This is a genomic window from Acidobacteriota bacterium (assembly GCA_016196035.1).
Taxonomy (GTDB): Bacteria; Acidobacteriota; Blastocatellia; order RBC074; family RBC074; genus JACPYM01.
In genome coordinates, this window is record JACPYM010000075.1 from 1 (window position 1) to 16,175 (window position 16,175).

Annotated in this window: 16 protein-coding genes; 12 read left to right on the forward strand and 4 right to left on the reverse strand. The window is 57.0% G+C overall.

What is annotated here, in order from left to right; translation table 11 throughout:
• Nucleotides 1–227: 227 nt before the first annotated feature.
• The 3 genes from HY011_22715 to HY011_22725 are packed head-to-tail and all read right to left on the reverse strand — an operon-like array spanning nucleotide 228 to nucleotide 2,792.
• On the reverse strand, nucleotides 228–1,634 hold the full coding sequence (locus tag HY011_22715) for an aminotransferase class V-fold PLP-dependent enzyme (GenBank protein ID MBI3425749.1): 1,407 nt from the start codon (nucleotides 1,632–1,634) through the stop codon (nucleotides 228–230).
• A 13-nt stretch (nucleotides 1,635–1,647) separates the two neighbouring features.
• On the reverse strand, nucleotides 1,648–2,106 hold the full coding sequence (locus tag HY011_22720) for a DUF4157 domain-containing protein (protein ID MBI3425750.1): 459 nt from the start codon (nucleotides 2,104–2,106) through the stop codon (nucleotides 1,648–1,650).
• Nucleotides 2,103–2,792 carry a Fic family protein gene (locus HY011_22725; GenBank protein MBI3425751.1) on the reverse strand — a complete coding sequence of 230 codons (690 nt, stop codon included), beginning with the start codon at nucleotides 2,790–2,792 and terminating at the stop codon, nucleotides 2,103–2,105. Before HY011_22725 ends, HY011_22720 begins: the two co-directional genes overlap by 4 nt.
• A 135-nt stretch (nucleotides 2,793–2,927) precedes the next feature.
• On the opposite strand from HY011_22725, the gene HY011_22730 reads away from it, so the two are divergent.
• From HY011_22730 to HY011_22755, 6 genes are all read left to right on the forward strand, one after another.
• Nucleotides 2,928–3,587, forward strand: coding sequence for an HAD-IA family hydrolase (locus tag HY011_22730; protein ID MBI3425752.1), 660 nt, complete (start codon nucleotides 2,928–2,930; stop codon nucleotides 3,585–3,587).
• A 26-nt stretch (nucleotides 3,588–3,613) separates the two neighbouring features.
• Entirely contained in the window at nucleotides 3,614–4,570 is a 957-nt protein-coding gene (locus HY011_22735; GenBank protein ID MBI3425753.1) for a dihydrodipicolinate synthase family protein, read from the forward strand.
• Nucleotides 4,571–4,695: 125 nt separating this feature from the next.
• Nucleotides 4,696–6,327, forward strand: a complete 1,632-nt coding sequence (gene bshC / locus HY011_22740; GenBank protein MBI3425754.1) for a bacillithiol biosynthesis cysteine-adding enzyme BshC — start codon at nucleotides 4,696–4,698, stop codon at nucleotides 6,325–6,327.
• A complete protein-coding gene (locus HY011_22745) occupies nucleotides 6,327–7,073 on the forward strand; it encodes a sulfite exporter TauE/SafE family protein (GenBank protein MBI3425755.1) in 747 nt (248 codons plus the stop codon). Before bshC ends, HY011_22745 begins: the two co-directional genes overlap by 1 nt.
• A 72-nt stretch (nucleotides 7,074–7,145) precedes the next feature.
• Nucleotides 7,146–7,445, forward strand: coding sequence for a type II toxin-antitoxin system HigB family toxin (locus tag HY011_22750; GenBank protein MBI3425756.1), 300 nt, complete (start codon nucleotides 7,146–7,148; stop codon nucleotides 7,443–7,445).
• Nucleotides 7,429–7,842: a transcriptional regulator gene (locus HY011_22755; GenBank protein MBI3425757.1), complete on the forward strand. Its 414-nt coding sequence runs from the start codon at nucleotides 7,429–7,431 to the stop codon at nucleotides 7,840–7,842. The genes HY011_22750 and HY011_22755 overlap by 17 nt, the downstream gene beginning before the upstream one ends.
• 13 nt (nucleotides 7,843–7,855) lie before the next feature.
• Here HY011_22755 and HY011_22760 read toward each other — a convergent pair whose 3' ends face one another.
• Nucleotides 7,856–8,737 (reverse strand): LysR family transcriptional regulator, encoded by an 882-nt coding sequence (locus HY011_22760; GenBank protein ID MBI3425758.1) that lies wholly within the window; start codon nucleotides 8,735–8,737, stop codon nucleotides 7,856–7,858.
• A 244-nt stretch (nucleotides 8,738–8,981) separates the two neighbouring features.
• Here HY011_22760 and HY011_22765 point away from each other — a divergent pair, with 244 nt between their 5' ends.
• The 6 genes from HY011_22765 to leuB all read left to right on the forward strand — a co-directional run bounded on the left by HY011_22765 (nucleotide 8,982) and on the right by leuB (nucleotide 15,752).
• Nucleotides 8,982–10,541, forward strand: coding sequence for a 2-isopropylmalate synthase (locus tag HY011_22765; protein MBI3425759.1), 1,560 nt, complete (start codon nucleotides 8,982–8,984; stop codon nucleotides 10,539–10,541).
• A gap of 54 nt (nucleotides 10,542–10,595) precedes the next feature.
• On the forward strand, nucleotides 10,596–11,861 hold the full coding sequence (locus tag HY011_22770) for a 3-isopropylmalate dehydratase large subunit (GenBank protein MBI3425760.1): 1,266 nt from the start codon (nucleotides 10,596–10,598) through the stop codon (nucleotides 11,859–11,861).
• Nucleotides 11,862–11,872: 11 nt separating this feature from the next.
• Nucleotides 11,873–12,286: a hypothetical protein gene (locus HY011_22775; protein ID MBI3425761.1), complete on the forward strand. Its 414-nt coding sequence runs from the start codon at nucleotides 11,873–11,875 to the stop codon at nucleotides 12,284–12,286.
• Between the two features lie 4 nt (nucleotides 12,287–12,290).
• Complete coding sequence (locus HY011_22780) at nucleotides 12,291–12,809, forward strand: 3-isopropylmalate dehydratase small subunit (GenBank protein ID MBI3425762.1); 519 nt, start codon at nucleotides 12,291–12,293, stop codon at nucleotides 12,807–12,809.
• 73 nt (nucleotides 12,810–12,882) lie between these two features.
• Complete coding sequence (locus tag HY011_22785; GenBank protein MBI3425763.1) at nucleotides 12,883–14,655, forward strand: glycosyltransferase family 39 protein; 1,773 nt, start codon at nucleotides 12,883–12,885, stop codon at nucleotides 14,653–14,655.
• 32 nt (nucleotides 14,656–14,687) lie between these two features.
• Nucleotides 14,688–15,752, forward strand: coding sequence for a 3-isopropylmalate dehydrogenase (gene leuB, locus HY011_22790; protein MBI3425764.1), 1,065 nt, complete (start codon nucleotides 14,688–14,690; stop codon nucleotides 15,750–15,752).
• Nucleotides 15,753–16,175: the final 423 nt, after the last annotated feature.

The following is a 16,175-nucleotide window of genomic DNA, read 5'->3' on the forward strand; positions in this document are numbered from 1 at the left end:
TACCAAAGCGGCGGCCTGTGCCGCACGCACTCCAAAGGCTTCGCCCTGCCAGAAGATTCATTGAAACTGCTTGGAGATGAACCACAACACAGCAATCAGTGCGATGGTGTAGACGATGACGGTGAGATAAACGCGGTTCCAGTATGGATATTCCTGCTCTTCGTTCGGTCCAAGCTTTTCGTTTTTCATTTCGTGTGTTCCGTTATTTCCGTGTGTGTCCCGTATTCTCAAACTGCCAGTGTCGCCAGCACCCGCGCGTGCAACACCGGCACATAATCCAAATGCTCCGGCTTCATCAACACGCTGCGCAACACGGTCAACGTCGGCGCATCCCAAACCAGTTCGGGATGGCGCGCGGCCAGTTGTGGTTTCAGGTTGAGCTTGGCCAGGTAGACCGGATGTTGCTTGTCATTCATCAACGCGCCAAACACACGCTCGGTCAGCGCGTTGATGCGCGACACCTGCCAACCCTCCGTCAGCGCAAAGAAATTGACAATGTCGAGCGACGGCTCGACGACCAGCCGCAACTGTTCGGAAGCCGTAATCAATTCGGCCCAGCGCAAGGCCGCCTGCCGCGTCTTGCCGAGCACCGCGCCCAAGCCGGTCGCTGCTTGCAACGGGAAGCATTGCAAGGTTGCCCACAACGCCGCCGCCGCCGCGCCCGCGCGCGAGCATTCCAGACTGATCTCGCCCAGATGCAATTCGTGCGAGGTGAAATAGGTATACGGCGAATCGTGTTTGTAAAAGCGCCCGACCGCCGGATCGCGAAAGAGTACCGCGCCGCAGCCATACGGTTGCAAGCCGTGTTTGTGCGGATCAACCACGACGCTGTCGGCCTTGGCAATGGCACGAAAAGCCGCCGCGTCTTCGGCGCGCAAGGCATCCGGCACATCCGCCAGCAGTTTGAAAAAGCCGCCATACGCGCCATCCACGTGGATGCGGAAATCATAAGCGCGTTGCAAGGCGATGACTTCGTGCAACGGATCAACCGCGCCCAGCGCTGTCGTGCCGGTGGTCACGACGACAGTGCCGATGCGCCCGGTTTTCAAATAGGTGCGCAGATCGTCCAGATCGAGCCGCCCGCGCGCATCGCTGCGCAGTTTGACGTTGCGCGCGCCGAGCACTTCGCACATGCGCCCGTGCGTGTAATGCGCCTCGGCGGAAAAGGCGATGGCTTTGTCAGGATGCAACGAACGCGCGACCCAGAGCGCTTCCAGATTGGCGATTGTCCCGCTCGAGGTGAGATGCCCCAGATGCTGCGGATAGCCGAACATGCGCGCCAGTTCGGCCACGGCTTCGATCTCCATTTTGGCTGTCGCGGGGCCGCCATCCAATGCGTGGTTGTTCGGATTGATCTGCATCGCCAGCATATAAGCAATGGTGGCAATGGCGTGCGGCGGTTTCAGCATCTGCCCGGCGTAGCTGGGATGAAAGAAGGGATAATTGTCATCCAGTCGCGCGAGCAATTCGGCCAGCACGGCGCGCGCCTTGTCTTCCGGCACGTGCAGCGTTTCGTCCAGGTCGTAAGCGTGCCAGCGGCTAGCCTGCCAGGCGGCGAATTGCTGGAGCGTGTCGGGCAATAACTCCAGCAACGCGGAATGCGCGGGTGCTTGGTGAAAAGATTGATCGGGCATGATTTTATGAATCTTATGGCTCAAACAGCTTGAGTACACTGACATTGAGCGCCATTTGTTGCGCGGAAAACTCGGCCTGTTCCTGCAAGGTCTCAAACACCAGGTCTTCGACAGCGCGCGCCTGAATCTCGAACGGGACGTGCCAATAGGCCGTGGCGTGGTTCAGGCCGCGCCGCCGGTTTTGGAAATAGGCCCGCAAATAACGCGCGCGAAATTGCCACGTGCCGTAACGGTCGTATTGCTGGCAATGCGCGATCTCGTGCGCCAGCAAGGCCAAGCCCGCAATCGTTTCGGGCTGGTAAGCGCCCTTTTGCAAATAGATGTTATCGCGGTCGGCATAACCCAGCGGGTCGCCGATGACATAACGCGGGATGCCTTCGCGCACGCGCACGCGCCGCACATCGTAGCCGGGAAAGAAGGGCTGCAAGACGTGCACCGCTTCCGGCGGCAGCGCAAAGCGGACGCGCTTCATGCCGCTTCACCCGTTTGTCCGCCTAGTTGCAACACCCGCATCAGTTGTTCGGCAAAGAATTCGACCAACGGCTGCGTCAGCATACGAAAGGCCGTCTCGGTCACGACGGCGTAGCGTTGCAACGTGACTTCGTCGTTGAAGACAAAGAGCGGCGGCAACCCGGCGCGCTCAATATAATAGCTGGCGGCCAGCAGCGCAGTGATTTCGGTGTATTGCGAGAATGGGTGCAGATCAAGCAACCGCAGAAACACGACGGCGGCCTGTTCGACCGCATGTAACTCGTTGAAGCCATCCGTCGAAAACCAGTCAAAGGCGTTGTCGAGCAAGCGCGGCAACAGCACGGCTGGTGTCGGATCGTGCAAGGCATTCAGCGGCAGCGGCGCGGTTTGGCGCAACACATTCGCGCTGGTTGTTGCACCGGTCAATGTTCGGTGCAACAGCAGCAACCCCTCCATACCGAAGGTTGGGGCAGATTCTGCCGCCCAGCCTGAAACTAATTCAACTCCCGCATACAACCGCGCAAGCGCCGCCTTGTCACTCGCCCAGCCTGCGCGCCGCCCCAATTGCGCGACCTGTTCAGCACGGACAGCGGCGGCTGACGAAGTCCGCGCGGCTTGGGCCTGGGCGAGTCGTTGGTTCCAGGTCGCCGACGATTTGAGGTTGTCGTTGAAAATCGGCAGTTCCATAAATGTTGTGTGATTGCTTGACGAGGCATCCTAGCACACCGGATTTGTTTGCCGAAAAGCTGCCCGCGGCCCACGCCAAACCGGCAGTTTGCCGTATATTTTTCGCCCCGCTATAATCCCGCGCGGTCACCAAGCATGCAAAAACAATCCGCTCAATCCCCATACACGGCCGTCGTCTTTGATCTCGACGGCACACTGGCCAATACGATTCCCACGGTGGCGCGTCTTTATAGCCAGGTGTTGCACCAACACACGGGCCGCCAGTGGACATTGGCGGAACTGCTGCAATACTTCGGCCCGCCGGAAGACATCATTTTCGAGCGCATCACCAATGACAAAACCCTGAGCGCGACGATGCTCGCCGAGTATTACCGCTTGAGCGAAGTCCACGGCGCTGAATTCCAAGCCTTCGCGGGCATCGCCGAAGTGCTGACCAGGTTGCGGGCGCTAGACGTGCGCCTGGGCGTCTTCACCAGCGGCGTGACCGCGGCGGCGCTGATCCGCTTGCGCCATGCCGGACTGCTCGATTTTTTTGAAGCGGTGATCGGCGGCGATCAAGTCACGAATTACAAACCGCACCCCGAAGGCTTGCAACGGTTGCTCCGTCAGTTTGAAGTCGAACCGCAAACAACCCTTTTCATCGGTGATTCGCCGCTGGATGTGCAAGCCGGGCGCGCGGCGGGCGCGAAAACAGCAGGTGTGTTGTGGGGCGCGGGAACGCGTGAAGCATTGGCTGACGCGCAGCCTGCCGAGCTATTCGAGCATCCGCAACAGCTTCTGCAATTCATCAAATAACCCGAACGTAAAGCCGAACGTAACCTATGTCACTCAACTTACAAGGTATCATCGCCGCACTGCCCACGCCGTTTAACGCGACGGGCGACGTAGATCATGAACAGCTCAAGAACAATATCGAGCAATGGAACCAGACCGATTTGCGCGGCTATCTGGCGCTCGGTTCGACGGGCGAGTTTCCGCATTTGACGACGGACGAAAAGCTGGCCGTGATTGAAACCGTGCGCGGCGCGATGTCTTCGGACAAGTTGCTGTTTGTCGGCACCAGCGAACTTTCGACGCGGCAAACATTGTGGATGACGAACAAGGCGCACGAATTGGGCGCGGACGTGGCGCTGGTCGTCACGCCGTTCTACTACAAAAAGGTTTTGCAGGACGAACATCACGAAGCGCATTACCAACGCATCGCCGATCACGCGCCGATTCCCGTGATGATCTATCTGATCCCGCAATTCGCCGGTGTTTACCTGATGCCCGAAACGGTCGCGCGGCTGGCCGAACATCCGAACATCATCGGCATGAAAGAAAGCTCCGGTGATTTGCAGGCGATCAAGGACGTTTTCCGCGAACTGAACGGGCGCGAGTTCAATGTGATGATCGGCGCGCCTGCAATTTTGACCGAAGGGTTGGAAGCGGGCGCGACAGGCGGCATGCTGGCTGTGGCCTCGCTGGCCCCGCGCGCGGCGGCGGCGGTCGAACAGGCGTATCGTTACGGCTATCCCGAACGCGCCAAGGAATTGCAAGGCAAGCTGGCGATGCTGGCGCGGCGCACGACGGCAGGCGGCGTCGGCGGCTTGAAAGCGGCCCTGGATCGCGCGGGTTATTACGGCTACATGCCGCGTTCGCCTTTGCCGCCACCCAGCGACGAAGACAAGGCGGACATCGAAAACGCCCTGGCCGAATGCGGTTTTTTTGAAAAGAGCCAGGACGATAGCCTCTGGATTGAGCAAACACCAAGCATCTATCCAGAATATACAGACTGATAGAGTGTGTCAGAAGCCCGACCGTGAGAGAGGGCAAGGTTGGCCTTTAGACCGTTCCCGGCCAAGGCTGCCCTCTCTCACGGTCAGGCTTCTGACACGCGCCACCAACAGGAGAGGGAGCATCAATGACCGACACTGCCATCAGCTTTGGCGCCATTCCGAAAATCTCGCAGCTTTACAAAGACTATCTCTACGACTTCGACCGCGTTGCGCACTTTTATGAAGAAGAAGGCCGCGATGTGGCCTCGCTGGTGGCACGGGCCGCGCGTGTGGCGGCACAACCCTTTGCGCGCGACACCGTCGCCGACGTGCTGGCCGAACAGAATCGCGCGGCAGGCGCAGGCGCGGCGACCTTCGCCAACATCGAACGGCTGCGCCAAGCCGATTCCGTCGTCGTCATCACCGGACAACAGGCGGGCCTCTTCGCCGGGCCGCTTTACACCGTGTTCAAAGCGCTGACCGCCATCAAGCTGGCCGAAAAGCTGCGCGCGGAAGGCGTCAACGCGGTGCCGATGTTCTGGATTGCCGCCGAAGATCACGACTTTGAAGAGGTCAATCACACGCGGTTAGTCAATCGCGAAGGCCACCTGACTACGATCACTTACACCGCCTGTTCACCCAAAGAAGGTAAGCCGGTCGGCCACGTCAAACTGGCCGCAGGCATCAGCGAAAACATCGAGCAATTGTTGGCTGCGCTGCCCGAATCGGAATTCATCCCGCAAATCGCCGCTGACTTGCGCGCGTCGTATCAAGCCGGAGACAACTTCGCCGCCGCGTTTGGCAAGCTGATGATGCGCTGGTTGAATAAGTTCGGCGTGGTGCTCATCAATCCGCTGGATGACCGGCTGAAACATGTCGCGGGCGAGATTTACACCAATGCCTTTGCCCGCTCACCCGAATTCGCCGCGCAATTGGTCAATGAGAGTGCCGCGCTCGAAGCCGCCGGCTATCACGCCCAGGTGTTCACCAGCCGCGAAGCCGTGCCGCTGTTTATGCTCGACGATGGCCGCCGCACCGCGTTGGTGCGCCGCGATGACGGGCGCTTTCATCTCAAAAACGGCGAGAAGAGTTTTGCGGCGGATGAGTTGCTTGATACCGTCACGCGCTGTCCGAACTGTTTCAGCCCCAATGTCACGCTGCGCCCGATTGTGCAGGATTATCTTTTGCCCACGGTTGCTTACATCGGCGGCCCGGCGGAGATCGCCTACTTCGCGCAACTGCGTCCGAATTACACGCTGCTGGGCCGCGTCCCGCCCGTCGTGCTGCCCCGCGCCAGCTTCACGCTGATCGAGAAACGCCACGCCAAGACGCTGAACAAATATCACCTCAATTTCACCGACCTGTTCAGCGGCCTGGAAGAAGTGCGCCGCCGCGTCATCGAAGAAGGCATGGACGCCACGACTGCCGACGTCTTTGCCGAAACCGAGCGGCTGTTTGAAACGCAATTGGAAAAGCTGCGCGCCGCGCTCGTCGCGGTTGATCCAACACTGGCCGATGCCTTGAAAGGCGGCCACGACAAGATTCTTTATCAACTGCAAAACCTACGCACACGCTTCATCAACAATCGCGGCAAACGCGATGAAACGGCGCTGCAACAGCTTGAACGCCTCTTCGCCGTGCTCTATCCGAACAAAGGCTTGCAGGAACGCGAACTCAATTTCACCTACTTCCTGGCACGCTATGGTTACGAGTTGATTGACCGGTTGTATGAGGAAGTTGATCTAGCCTCGCACGATCACCGGCTGGTTTACCTGTAATGACGCTGGCTTTTGAAACGTTGTTGCTGCTCAGTCTGGCGATTGCGCTGGTGGCCTTCTTGTATTCCTCGGTCGGTCACGCGGGTGCCTCGGGGTACATCGCGGTGATGACCTTGTTCGGGCTGACGGCAGGCGTGATCAAGCCCGCCGCCCTCGTGCTGAACATCCTGGTGGCCTGTCTGGCGGCCTGGCAATTCTGGCGCGCGGGGCATTTTGAATGGCCGCTGTTCTGGCCATTCGCCATGCTGGCGGTGCCGTGCGCGTTTCTGGGTGGATACCTCAACCTGCCCGCACACCTTTTCAAAATCCTGGTCGGATTGGTGCTGCTCTTTACCGCCGCGCGCTTCCTGGTGAAACCGCAAGCGGATGATGAAGCGCGCTTGCACCCACCGGCCAAACCGGCAGCGCTGGCGGTTGGCGCGGGCATCGGTTTGTTATCGGGATTGACCGGCACGGGCGGCGGCATTTTTCTTTCGCCAGTGTTGATCTTTATGCGCTGGACGCGCACCAAAACAGCGGCGGCGACTTCAGCGCTGTTCATCCTGCTCAACTCCGTTGCCGGATTGCTCGGCAACATCGCCAGCACGCGGCAATTGCCGCTGTTCACTCTGCCATTGGTAATTGCGGCATTGGCAGGCGGAGCGGGCGGCGCATATTTGGGTAGCCGCCATTTTTCGGCGGACTTCATCAAAAAGCTGCTGGCGATTGTGCTGTTGATTGCGGGCGCAAAGCTATTGTTCACTTAACCGCTTGCGTCAAGGTACTCGTAATGAGAACCTCCTGGCTGACCGCCGGAACCGTTTGAAGAGAGTAACTGAATGCGAATCGTCAGCCGGAAGATGTTGCGCGCATTTTGGGAACGCCAGCCGGATGCTCGCCAGCCGTTGGAAGACTGGTATCGCATCACCAAAAATGCGAACTGGTCGAATCTGGCGGAAACACGCGGCAATTTTGCGCACGCTGATCTGGCGGGGAATTGCACTATCTTCAACATCGGCGGGAACAAATACCGGCTCATTACGAAAATCAATTTCCGTTGGAAGATGGTCTATATTCGTTTCGTGCTAACGCACGCAGAATATGACCGGGGAGGTTACGCCAATGACTGCGCCAGCTAAAAGAATCAACAAAGCCAAGTATGCGGCACTGCTGTCTGAAGTGTTGCCGCGCCCGATTCAGAGCGAGGCCGAGAACGAACGCGCATTAAAAGTGGTGGACAGGCTGATGTCCAAGGGCGAAGACAAACTGACAGCGGAAGAAGGCGTGTTGCTGGAACTGCTTATCCAGTTAATCGAGCGTTTTGAAGAACAGCATTACGCCATACCGGAAGCGCCGAGCCATCGCGTGCTGCAAACATTGATGGAAAATCGCAACCTGAAGCAGAAAGATTTGCTGCCCATCTTTGGCTCGAAAGGGATCGCCTCGGAAGTTATCAACGGCAAACGCGCTATCAGCAAAGAGCAGGCCAAGAAACTAGGAGAGTTTTTCAAGCTCTCGCCAGCCGCGTTTATTTAATGGCCGGTGCGGCTTACTTGCGATTCTTCACGATCTCCAAAAACGATTTCGCCGCGTGCGACAGACTCTGCTCACGGCGGTAAACCAACCGCAAGGGCTTCTCGATCTTCATTCCATTGACCGGTACTTCGACCAGGGTTCCCGCCTCTAATTCAGCCTGAACGGACATGCGCGGCAGAATTGCCAAACCAACCCCACGCAAGACGAAATCTTTGATCGTGTCGAGCGTGGCGAGTTCGACACAGATATTGAGCGGCGTGCGGTTTTGGGCAAAGAGTTCAAAGATGCGTGTGCGCGCGGGCGTTTTGACGTTGTGGGCGACGAATTGCTCACCCGCCAGATCGCGCACCGTCACGCCTTTGCGTTTGGCCAGCGCATGTTTCGGCGGCACGACCAGAACCAATTCATCACGGTAAATCTCAAAGGATTGTAGCGACGGATTCAGCGGATCGTAAGAGAGAAAGCCGAAGTCCAGATTGCGTTCCAGCACTTCGTTGGGAATGCGCTCAGAGACGTTGCGGTAAACCTCGATCTTGATGTTCGGGTTCTGCTTGCGGTATTCGAGCAAGAGCGGCGGCAACAGATACAGCGACGTGCTCTCATTCGCGCCAATGGTCAACCGCCCCCGATACATGCCGCGCAATTCGCCAACGGCTTCGCGCGCTTCGTCACGCAGATTGATCATGCGTTGCGCATAAGAAAACAGAATCCGACCCGCTTCGGTCAACGTGCCCGATTTGCTGCTGCGGTCAAACAACGATTCGCCCAATTCCTCTTCCAGCCGTTTGAGGGCAATGCTGATGGCCGGCTGCGTGCGGTGCATACGCTCCGCCGCACGCGAAAAGCTTTTCTCTTCGGCGATGCTCAAGAAGATTTCCAGTTGCGATAAATCCAAATCTCGCGTCCTCCAAAAACTCTCCCACGAAGACACACGAAGAAGCACGAAGATCAACCCTTTTCTTCGTGCTTCTTCGTGTGTCTTCGTGGGAGGTAATACGAATTCCGCCTCGCATCCTACAATAATCTGCTTGCCACATCCATAAATATCATTTATAAAACTGGAAAAAGAATAAATTATCCACTCGCGATCAACGGTGCTATGCTGCGCCCCTCGTCGGGCGCTTTTGGAGAAAATTTATATGAGCGAACGAATAGCAATCTTCGATACGACCTTGCGCGACGGTGAGCAATCGCCCGGTTGCAGCATGAATTTGGAAGAGAAATTGCGCATGGCGCGCCAACTGGATGCGCTCGGCGTGGATGTCATTGAAGCCGGCTTTGCGATTGCTTCGGACGATGATTTCGCCGCCATTCGCGAAGTCGCCAAGCAATGCCGGCGTCCGATCATCGCTTCGCTTTGCCGCACGACGCCAGAAGACATCGAACGTGCGTGGGAAGCACTGGCGGATGCCGCGCATCCGCGCATTCATACATTTGTGGCGACGTCCGACATTCATCTGCAATACAAGTTGCAGAAAACTCGTGAAGAAGTCTTAGAAATGTCGCGCGCGGCGGTGCGGTTGGCCAAAAGCTTTACCGACGATGTCGAGTATTCCGCCGAAGACGCGACGCGCACCGATCTCGATTATTTGTGCGAGGTAATCGAAGCTGTGATTGATGAAGGCGCAACGGTCGTCAACATTCCAGATACGGTCGGCTATACGATTCCCAGCGAATATCGCCACATCATCTCAGCGCTCAAACAGCGCGTGCGTAACATTGACCGCGCCGTCATCAGCGTCCATTGCCACAACGATCTCGGTTTGGGCGTAGCCAATTCACTGGCTGCGATTTCAGCCGGCGCGCGCCAAATCGAATGCACAATTAATGGCATCGGGGAACGCGCCGGGAACGCTTCGCTGGAAGAAATCGTGATGGCGCTGCGCGTGCGCAAAGATTTGATGCCGTATGAAAACAGCGTCGTCACCGAAGAGCTATACCGTTCGAGCCAGACGCTATCGAACATTACAGGTGTGCACGTACAGCCGAACAAAGCCGTCGTCGGCAAGAACGCTTTCGCACACGAAGCGGGCATTCACCAGCACGGCATGCTCAAAAACCGCACCACCTACGAAATCATGACGCCCGAATCCATCGGCGTGAAAACCAACAGCCTGGTGCTAGGCAAACATTCAGGCCGTCATGCGTTGAAGGCGAAATACGAAGAGATGGGTTACAACCTGGCGCGGCCTGAACTCGACAAGGCGTATAAGCTGTTCACCAAGCTGGCCGATCAGAAGAAAGATATTTTCGAGGAAGACTTGATGGCGATCTTGCAAGACGGCATCGCCTCGATCCCCGAACGTTACAAGCTGCGCAACCTGCAAGCGACCGCCGGCACTTCAACGCTGTCCACCGCGCTAGTCACGCTTAACGATACAACGGCGGATGAAGACCGCACGCAGACCGCCGCAGGCGATGGACCGGTCAACGCCGTCTACTCGGCCATAGACAAAGTCATTGGCATAGATGGCACGCTGCTCGATTACACCGTGCGTTCGATCACGCGCGGCACCGATGCAGTCGGCGAAGTATTTGTTCACGTCGAATTCGGCGGCACTTCTTATACGGGCAAGGCCGCCAGCACGGACGTCATTGACGCCAGCGCGCGCGCTTATCTGAACGCCGTCAATAAAGCACTTTACGCAAAGGAAAGAAGGAAGACAGTTAGTAGTGAACAGTTGGCAATCGGCAGTTAAAGCTGCCTGGTCGCTGCCAACTGCGCACGCTTGTCTGCTTACTGGAGACTGATTATGGGAATGACAATCACCGAAAAAATCCTCGCCGCACACAGCGGACGCGATTCGGTCGTGCCGGGCGAGATCGTCAATGCCACGCTCGATCTGATCGTTTGCCACGACGTGACGACGCCGCCCGCCGTGCAAATGCTGCGCAAGCTCGGCATCAACAAGGTCAAAGACCCATCGAAGATTCTGGTTACGCCAGATCACTTCGTGCCGAACAAGGACATCAAGTCTGCCGAGCTTTCCAAATACCTGCGCGAATGGCGCATCGAACAAGGCATTGAGCGTTACTACGAAATCGGCAACCACGGCATCTGCCACGCCATCGCGCCCGAACAAGGGCACGTGCTGCCCGGGCAAACCATCGTCTGCGGCGATTCGCACACGACGACGATGGGCGCGCTCGGCACGTTTGCGTCCGGTGTCGGTTCGACTGATTTGGCGGCGGCGCTGGCGACGGGCGAGTTGTGGTTCAAGGTGCCCGAATCAATGCTCTTTGAATTGAAAGGCACGTTGCCGCGCGGTGTTTATTCCAAAGACATCATTCTCTACATCATCTCGAAGATCGGCGTGGACGGCGCGCGCTACCGGGCAATGGAATATCGCGGCGACGGGCTGAAATCGCTGACGATGGAAGCACGTTTCACCATCACCAACATGGCCATCGAAGCCGGTGGCAAGAGCGGCATCATGCCCGCCGACGAGATTGCTGAAGAATACGTCAAGGCCCGCACGAGCGAACCCTATACGATTTATGGTTCGGACGATGACGCCGTCTATTCGGATCGCTACACGATCAATCTTTCGGAGCTTGAACCCATCGTCGCGCTGCCTTCATTACCCTCGAATGGCCGCTTTATCGGCGAAGTCGGCAAGGTCAAGATGGATCAGGTTTACATCGGTTCCTGCACCAATGGGCGCATCGAAGACCTGCGCATCGCGGCGGGGATTTTGAAAGGTCAGAAGGTGGCCGACGGCACGCGCGCCATCGTCGTCCCGGCGACAACCGAAGTCTGGAAGATGGCGATGCGTGAAGGCTTGTTAGAAATCTTCGCCGACGCGGGTTGTGTCGTTTCAACAGCCACCTGCGGCGCGTGCCTGGGCGGTCACATGGGTGTGCTGGGTGCGGATGAGACCTGTCTCTCGACGACTAACCGCAATTTCGTCGGACGCATGGGCAGCCCGCAATCGAAGGTTTATTTGGCGAGTCCGGCAACGGCAGCGGCGACGGCGATCACGGGCGTGATTACTGATCCGCGCGAGTTTTTGGATTAGCCGAGTTAGTTATGCTCAACTGGTCAAACTTAGTGCCATTACTCATAACAACCATTACTGTGGTGGTTGGCTGGGTGATCGCACATAGGTTAAACGCTGCTCGTGATCTTCAAAATAAACGCCGAGAGATACGGGTCAGTTACCTAATAGAAGCGTTTAGAAAAATTGAACGAGGTTCGATTCCGGAAGCAAAGGCATACAAACAAGAAGACTTTGAAACAGCTATCACGGACGTTCAGTTATTTGGGTCAGTAGAACAGGTTGATCTGGCACATCAATTTGCTGAAGCCGCTTCAAAAGGTGAAGGAGCATCGCTTGATTTGTTATTGTTGAGTTTACGTAACGAGCTGAGAAAAGAGCTTGACCTTGATGAGGTTACAAAACCAGTGAGGCCTTTTAGGATACAAACAAAGAGGAAGCTATAAATATATGCCTGAATTACCAACCAATCTGAAAGGCACCGCGCACGTTTACGAACGCGCGCACATCAACACCGACGAGATCATTCCGGCACGCTACCTGAACGAACATCAGGAAGCCGTGCTGGCCAAATCCGCGATGGAAGACATTGACCCGGACTTCGTCAAGCGCGTCAAACCGGGCGATTTCATTATCGCGGGCGACGATTTCGGCTGCGGCTCTTCGCGCGAACACGCTGTCTGGGCCTTACGTGGCGCGGGCATCAAGGTCGTCGTGGCGAACAGCTTCGCGCGCATCTTCTTCCGCAATGCGATCAACAACGGCTTTCTCGCCATCGAATGCGCGGATGTCTGTGAGGGCACGCAGACGGGCGATGAAGTCGAACTCGACCTGCTGGCCGGGCGCTTGCGCAACCTGACACGCGGGACAGAAAAGACCTTCGTGCCGATCAGCGATTTTGCACGCGAATTGATTGAGGACGGCGGCTTGCTGCCGCACATCCAGAAGAAAGCGGCAGGTGCGGCCTGACGGCAGTGGCGTAATACGTACTAGCTGAAACCTGCTCAGGCTCTCGGTAATCAGCCAATCAAGGAGGCGCAACATGAGGAAGGCTCCGTTCTTTGCAACCTTTGCCCTGCTTTTGCTGACAGTCTCGATTTTGAGCGCGCGGCGACAAAGCGTGACTTCGGATGAGACGAATCATGTGCCCGCTGGATATAGTTATTTGAAGTGGGGGGATTTTCGCGCCAATCCGGAGCATCCGCCCTTCATCAAGCAATTCGCCGCGTTGCCCTTGCTTTGGCTCAATCCGGAAATGAGCAAGGTGGCTCCTTATTGGATGGAAATGGGCAAGGGACTGATCGGGCCGCGCCATTCTGACGAACTGCTTTTCGGCTACGAATTTCTGTATCAGCAAAATGCGGGCGACCGGCTGGTCTTTTGGGCCAGAATCCCGATCATTTTGCTGGCGCTCTTGCTGGGTTGTGGCGTGGGGTGGTGGGCTTGGCAGCTTTATGGCTGGCAAGCCGGTGTCACCGCGCTGCTCTTATACCTGCTCTTGCCTGACTTGCTGGCGCACGGACAATTGGTGACCACCGATCTGGGCGTGAGTTGTTTTCTCTTTTTCAGCGTCTACGCTTTTGTGCGCTTGTTGGCGCGAGCCAACTGGCAAAACGTTTTGCTGTGCGGCGGGCTGGTGGGATTGGCACTGGTGACCAAGTTTTCTGCCGTGCTTGTGTTTCCGATGCTGGCGTTGCTGGCGCTGGTGTTCGCATTCGCGCCGGAAAAGTTAGTGCTCAAGCTGCCCCGGCGCGCGGAGCAAGTATTGACCAGCCCACGCGAAAAGCTTTGGGCCTGTGCTGGCTTGCTGGCAGTGATTGTCGCCATTAGCACGTTGGTGATCTGGGCCGATTACGGATTTCGTTATCGCCTTTCACCTGACCCGTTCGTTTCCATGCGCCTTGATTGGAATCGGCACTGGGCACAAGGCGGATTGCTGCGAGAAGCCATGCATAGCGCGCAAAATGCGCAATTGTTGCCCGAAGGTTATCTGTTCGGCTTTCTCGAAATGCTGGAATCCATTAAGGGCCGCCAGGCGTTCCTGCTGGGCCAGCATTCCAATACCGGCTGGTGGTATTACTTTTTAGTGACGTTCTTGGTCAAAACACCGCTGCCCCTGCTCATACTCATTGGCTTAGGCGCGGTGTTCATCCGGCGTTATGGCGCGGGCTGGTGGCTTGAGACAAGCTTGTTATTGCCGGTCGCGATTTATTGGGCTGTCACCTTGGGCAGCAAGATCAACATCGGCAACCGCCACCTGTTGCCGATCTATCCCTTTCTGATTGTCTTTGCGGCCAAAGCCGCGCGCGCTTTCGCCGAACCGCAACAACGCTTTTTGAAAGCCGCATTATTGTTGCTATTAGGTTGGAACCTGGTGGAAACGGTGCGCGTCTATCCGCATTTTCTGACATATTTCAATCAAATCGCGGGCGGCTCGGCGGGCGGTTATAACTGGCTGGTGGATTCCAATCTGGATTGGGGGCAAGGGCTGAAGGAACTCGCCAAATACCGCCAGGCGCACCCCGCAGAGCCGTTTTATTTTTCCTACTTCGGTTCCGCCGATCCGGCGATCTATGGCATCCAGGCCAAGTATCTGCCCGGCTTCAACCCGATTGCTTTGGCGGAGCCGGAAAAGACCGCGCGCTTCAATGAAGTCCCATCCGGCGCGACGGTCGCCGTCAGTGCCACCATGCTGCAAGGCGTCTTGCTCAATGACCAGATTGCGCCAGGCGCCGGAAGCTTCATGCAAAAACTCAAGTTGCTGGCTCCTGAAGCGCGCGTCGGCAATTCGATTTTCATCTACCGGATGCCCTAAACCGCTAGGCATTTTTTTGTGAAGAGAGCTTTATGAATTACCGAATCACCGTGCTCCCTGGCGACGGCATCGGCGTGGAAGTCGCGCACGAAGCAGTCGAACTGCTCAAAACCGTCGCTCAAACCTTCGGGCAGGAATTTGAATTTCAAACGCGCCTGATCGGCGGCGCAGCGCTCGATGCCGTGGGCGTGCCCTTGCCCGACGAGACGTTGCGCGATTGCCAGGCCAGCGATGCCGTATTGCTCGGCGCCGTCGGTGGCCCGCAATACGACAACAATCCGCCCAAGCTGAAACCGGAAACGGGCTTGCTGGCATTGCGCAATGGCTTGGGCGTCTTCGCCAATCTGCGACCCGCGTTGTTGCACGATCCGTTGATTGACGCTTCGCCGCTGAAACCGGAAATCGTGCGCGGCACCGATATGATCATCGTGCGTGAATTGCTGGGCGGCGCGTATTTCGGCCAACCGCGCGGCGTGGATGACGAACGTGGCTGGAACACGATGGCGTACACCGCGCCCGAAGTTGAACGCATTGCGCGCGTGGCATTCGAGTTGGCACGTGGACGCAAAAAGAAGCTGCATTCGATTGACAAGGCCAACGTGCTGGAAAGCTCACAACTCTGGCGCAAGGTCGTCATTCGCGTGGCGCAGGATTATCCCGATGTCACACTCGAACACGGCTACGTGGATTCGTGCGCGATGGCGCTGGTGATGCGCCCAACAGCGTATGACGTGATCGTGACCGAGAACCTGTTCGGCGACATCTTGAGCGATGAAGCCTCCGTTTTGACCGGCAGTTTGGGTATGTTGCCTTCCGCCAGCATCGGCGGCAAAGTCGGGCTGTACGAACCCGTGCATGGCAGCGCGCCCGACATTGCGGGCAAAGGCATCGCCAATCCGTTGGGGATGATTGCCTCGATTGCGCTGATGTTGCGTTACAGCTTCAAACTCGAAGCCGCCGCCGCTGCCGTTGAAAAAGCCATCAGTGACACGCTGGCCGAAGGCTACGGCACACCGGATTTGAAGAGTCAGGCCAAGCAGATCAAGACGAGTGAAATGGGCGCGCTCATTCGCCAAAAGGTCGCGGCGGCCAACTAAGCCAACCAAAGGACAGGTGAAATGCCTGTCCTTTGTTGTCTCTGAACGGACATAACGGATATTTATCATTTGGCAGAGATTATTTACTAGACTGAATCTAGCGTGCTGACTATAATGCGCCTGCTTTTTCAAGCATTCGCACTTATATCAACCCAATTCGCCGAGAGTTTCAGTTATGTCTGATCGCCTTCAATCAAACACGTTGCTTAGCCCGGTCGGCACTGATGTGCGACTTCGCGGCCTGAACGCGCTGGTTGTCGCGATTATTAACATTATCGTAGTAGGGGGCGTACTACTCGTACGCGTACCACTCGTCGGCTGGGCCGCCTGAAACACAGGCAATCAAGATGCACAGCAACCCCGGCGAGCCAAACGACTCGCCGGGGTTTTTTACTTTGAAATGCGGGCACGGTATCGGGAGCA

Excerpts from the sequence above, each read along its gene's own strand:
- bshC (MBI3425754.1), top strand. The coding sequence starts at position 4,696 with ATGACCGACACTGCCATCAGCTTTGGCGCCATTCCGAAAATCTCGCAG.
- HY011_22780 (MBI3425762.1), top strand. The coding sequence starts at position 12,291 with ATGCCTGAATTACCAACCAATCTGAAAGGCACCGCGCACGTTTACGAA.
- HY011_22735 (MBI3425753.1), top strand. The coding sequence starts at position 3,614 with ATGTCACTCAACTTACAAGGTATCATCGCCGCACTGCCCACGCCGTTT.
- HY011_22770 (MBI3425760.1), top strand. The coding sequence starts at position 10,596 with ATGGGAATGACAATCACCGAAAAAATCCTCGCCGCACACAGCGGACGC.
- HY011_22755 (MBI3425757.1), top strand. The coding sequence starts at position 7,429 with ATGACTGCGCCAGCTAAAAGAATCAACAAAGCCAAGTATGCGGCACTG.
- HY011_22785 (MBI3425763.1), top strand. The coding sequence starts at position 12,883 with ATGAGGAAGGCTCCGTTCTTTGCAACCTTTGCCCTGCTTTTGCTGACA.
- HY011_22750 (MBI3425756.1), top strand. The coding sequence starts at position 7,146 with ATGCGAATCGTCAGCCGGAAGATGTTGCGCGCATTTTGGGAACGCCAG.
- HY011_22725 (MBI3425751.1), bottom strand. The coding sequence starts at position 2,792 with ATGGAACTGCCGATTTTCAACGACAACCTCAAATCGTCGGCGACCTGG.
- HY011_22775 (MBI3425761.1), top strand. The coding sequence starts at position 11,873 with ATGCTCAACTGGTCAAACTTAGTGCCATTACTCATAACAACCATTACT.
- leuB (MBI3425764.1), top strand. The coding sequence starts at position 14,688 with ATGAATTACCGAATCACCGTGCTCCCTGGCGACGGCATCGGCGTGGAA.
- HY011_22745 (MBI3425755.1), top strand. The coding sequence starts at position 6,327 with ATGACGCTGGCTTTTGAAACGTTGTTGCTGCTCAGTCTGGCGATTGCG.
- HY011_22765 (MBI3425759.1), top strand. The coding sequence starts at position 8,982 with ATGAGCGAACGAATAGCAATCTTCGATACGACCTTGCGCGACGGTGAG.
- HY011_22715 (MBI3425749.1), bottom strand. The coding sequence starts at position 1,634 with ATGCCCGATCAATCTTTTCACCAAGCACCCGCGCATTCCGCGTTGCTG.
- HY011_22720 (MBI3425750.1), bottom strand. The coding sequence starts at position 2,106 with ATGAAGCGCGTCCGCTTTGCGCTGCCGCCGGAAGCGGTGCACGTCTTG.
- HY011_22730 (MBI3425752.1), top strand. The coding sequence starts at position 2,928 with ATGCAAAAACAATCCGCTCAATCCCCATACACGGCCGTCGTCTTTGAT.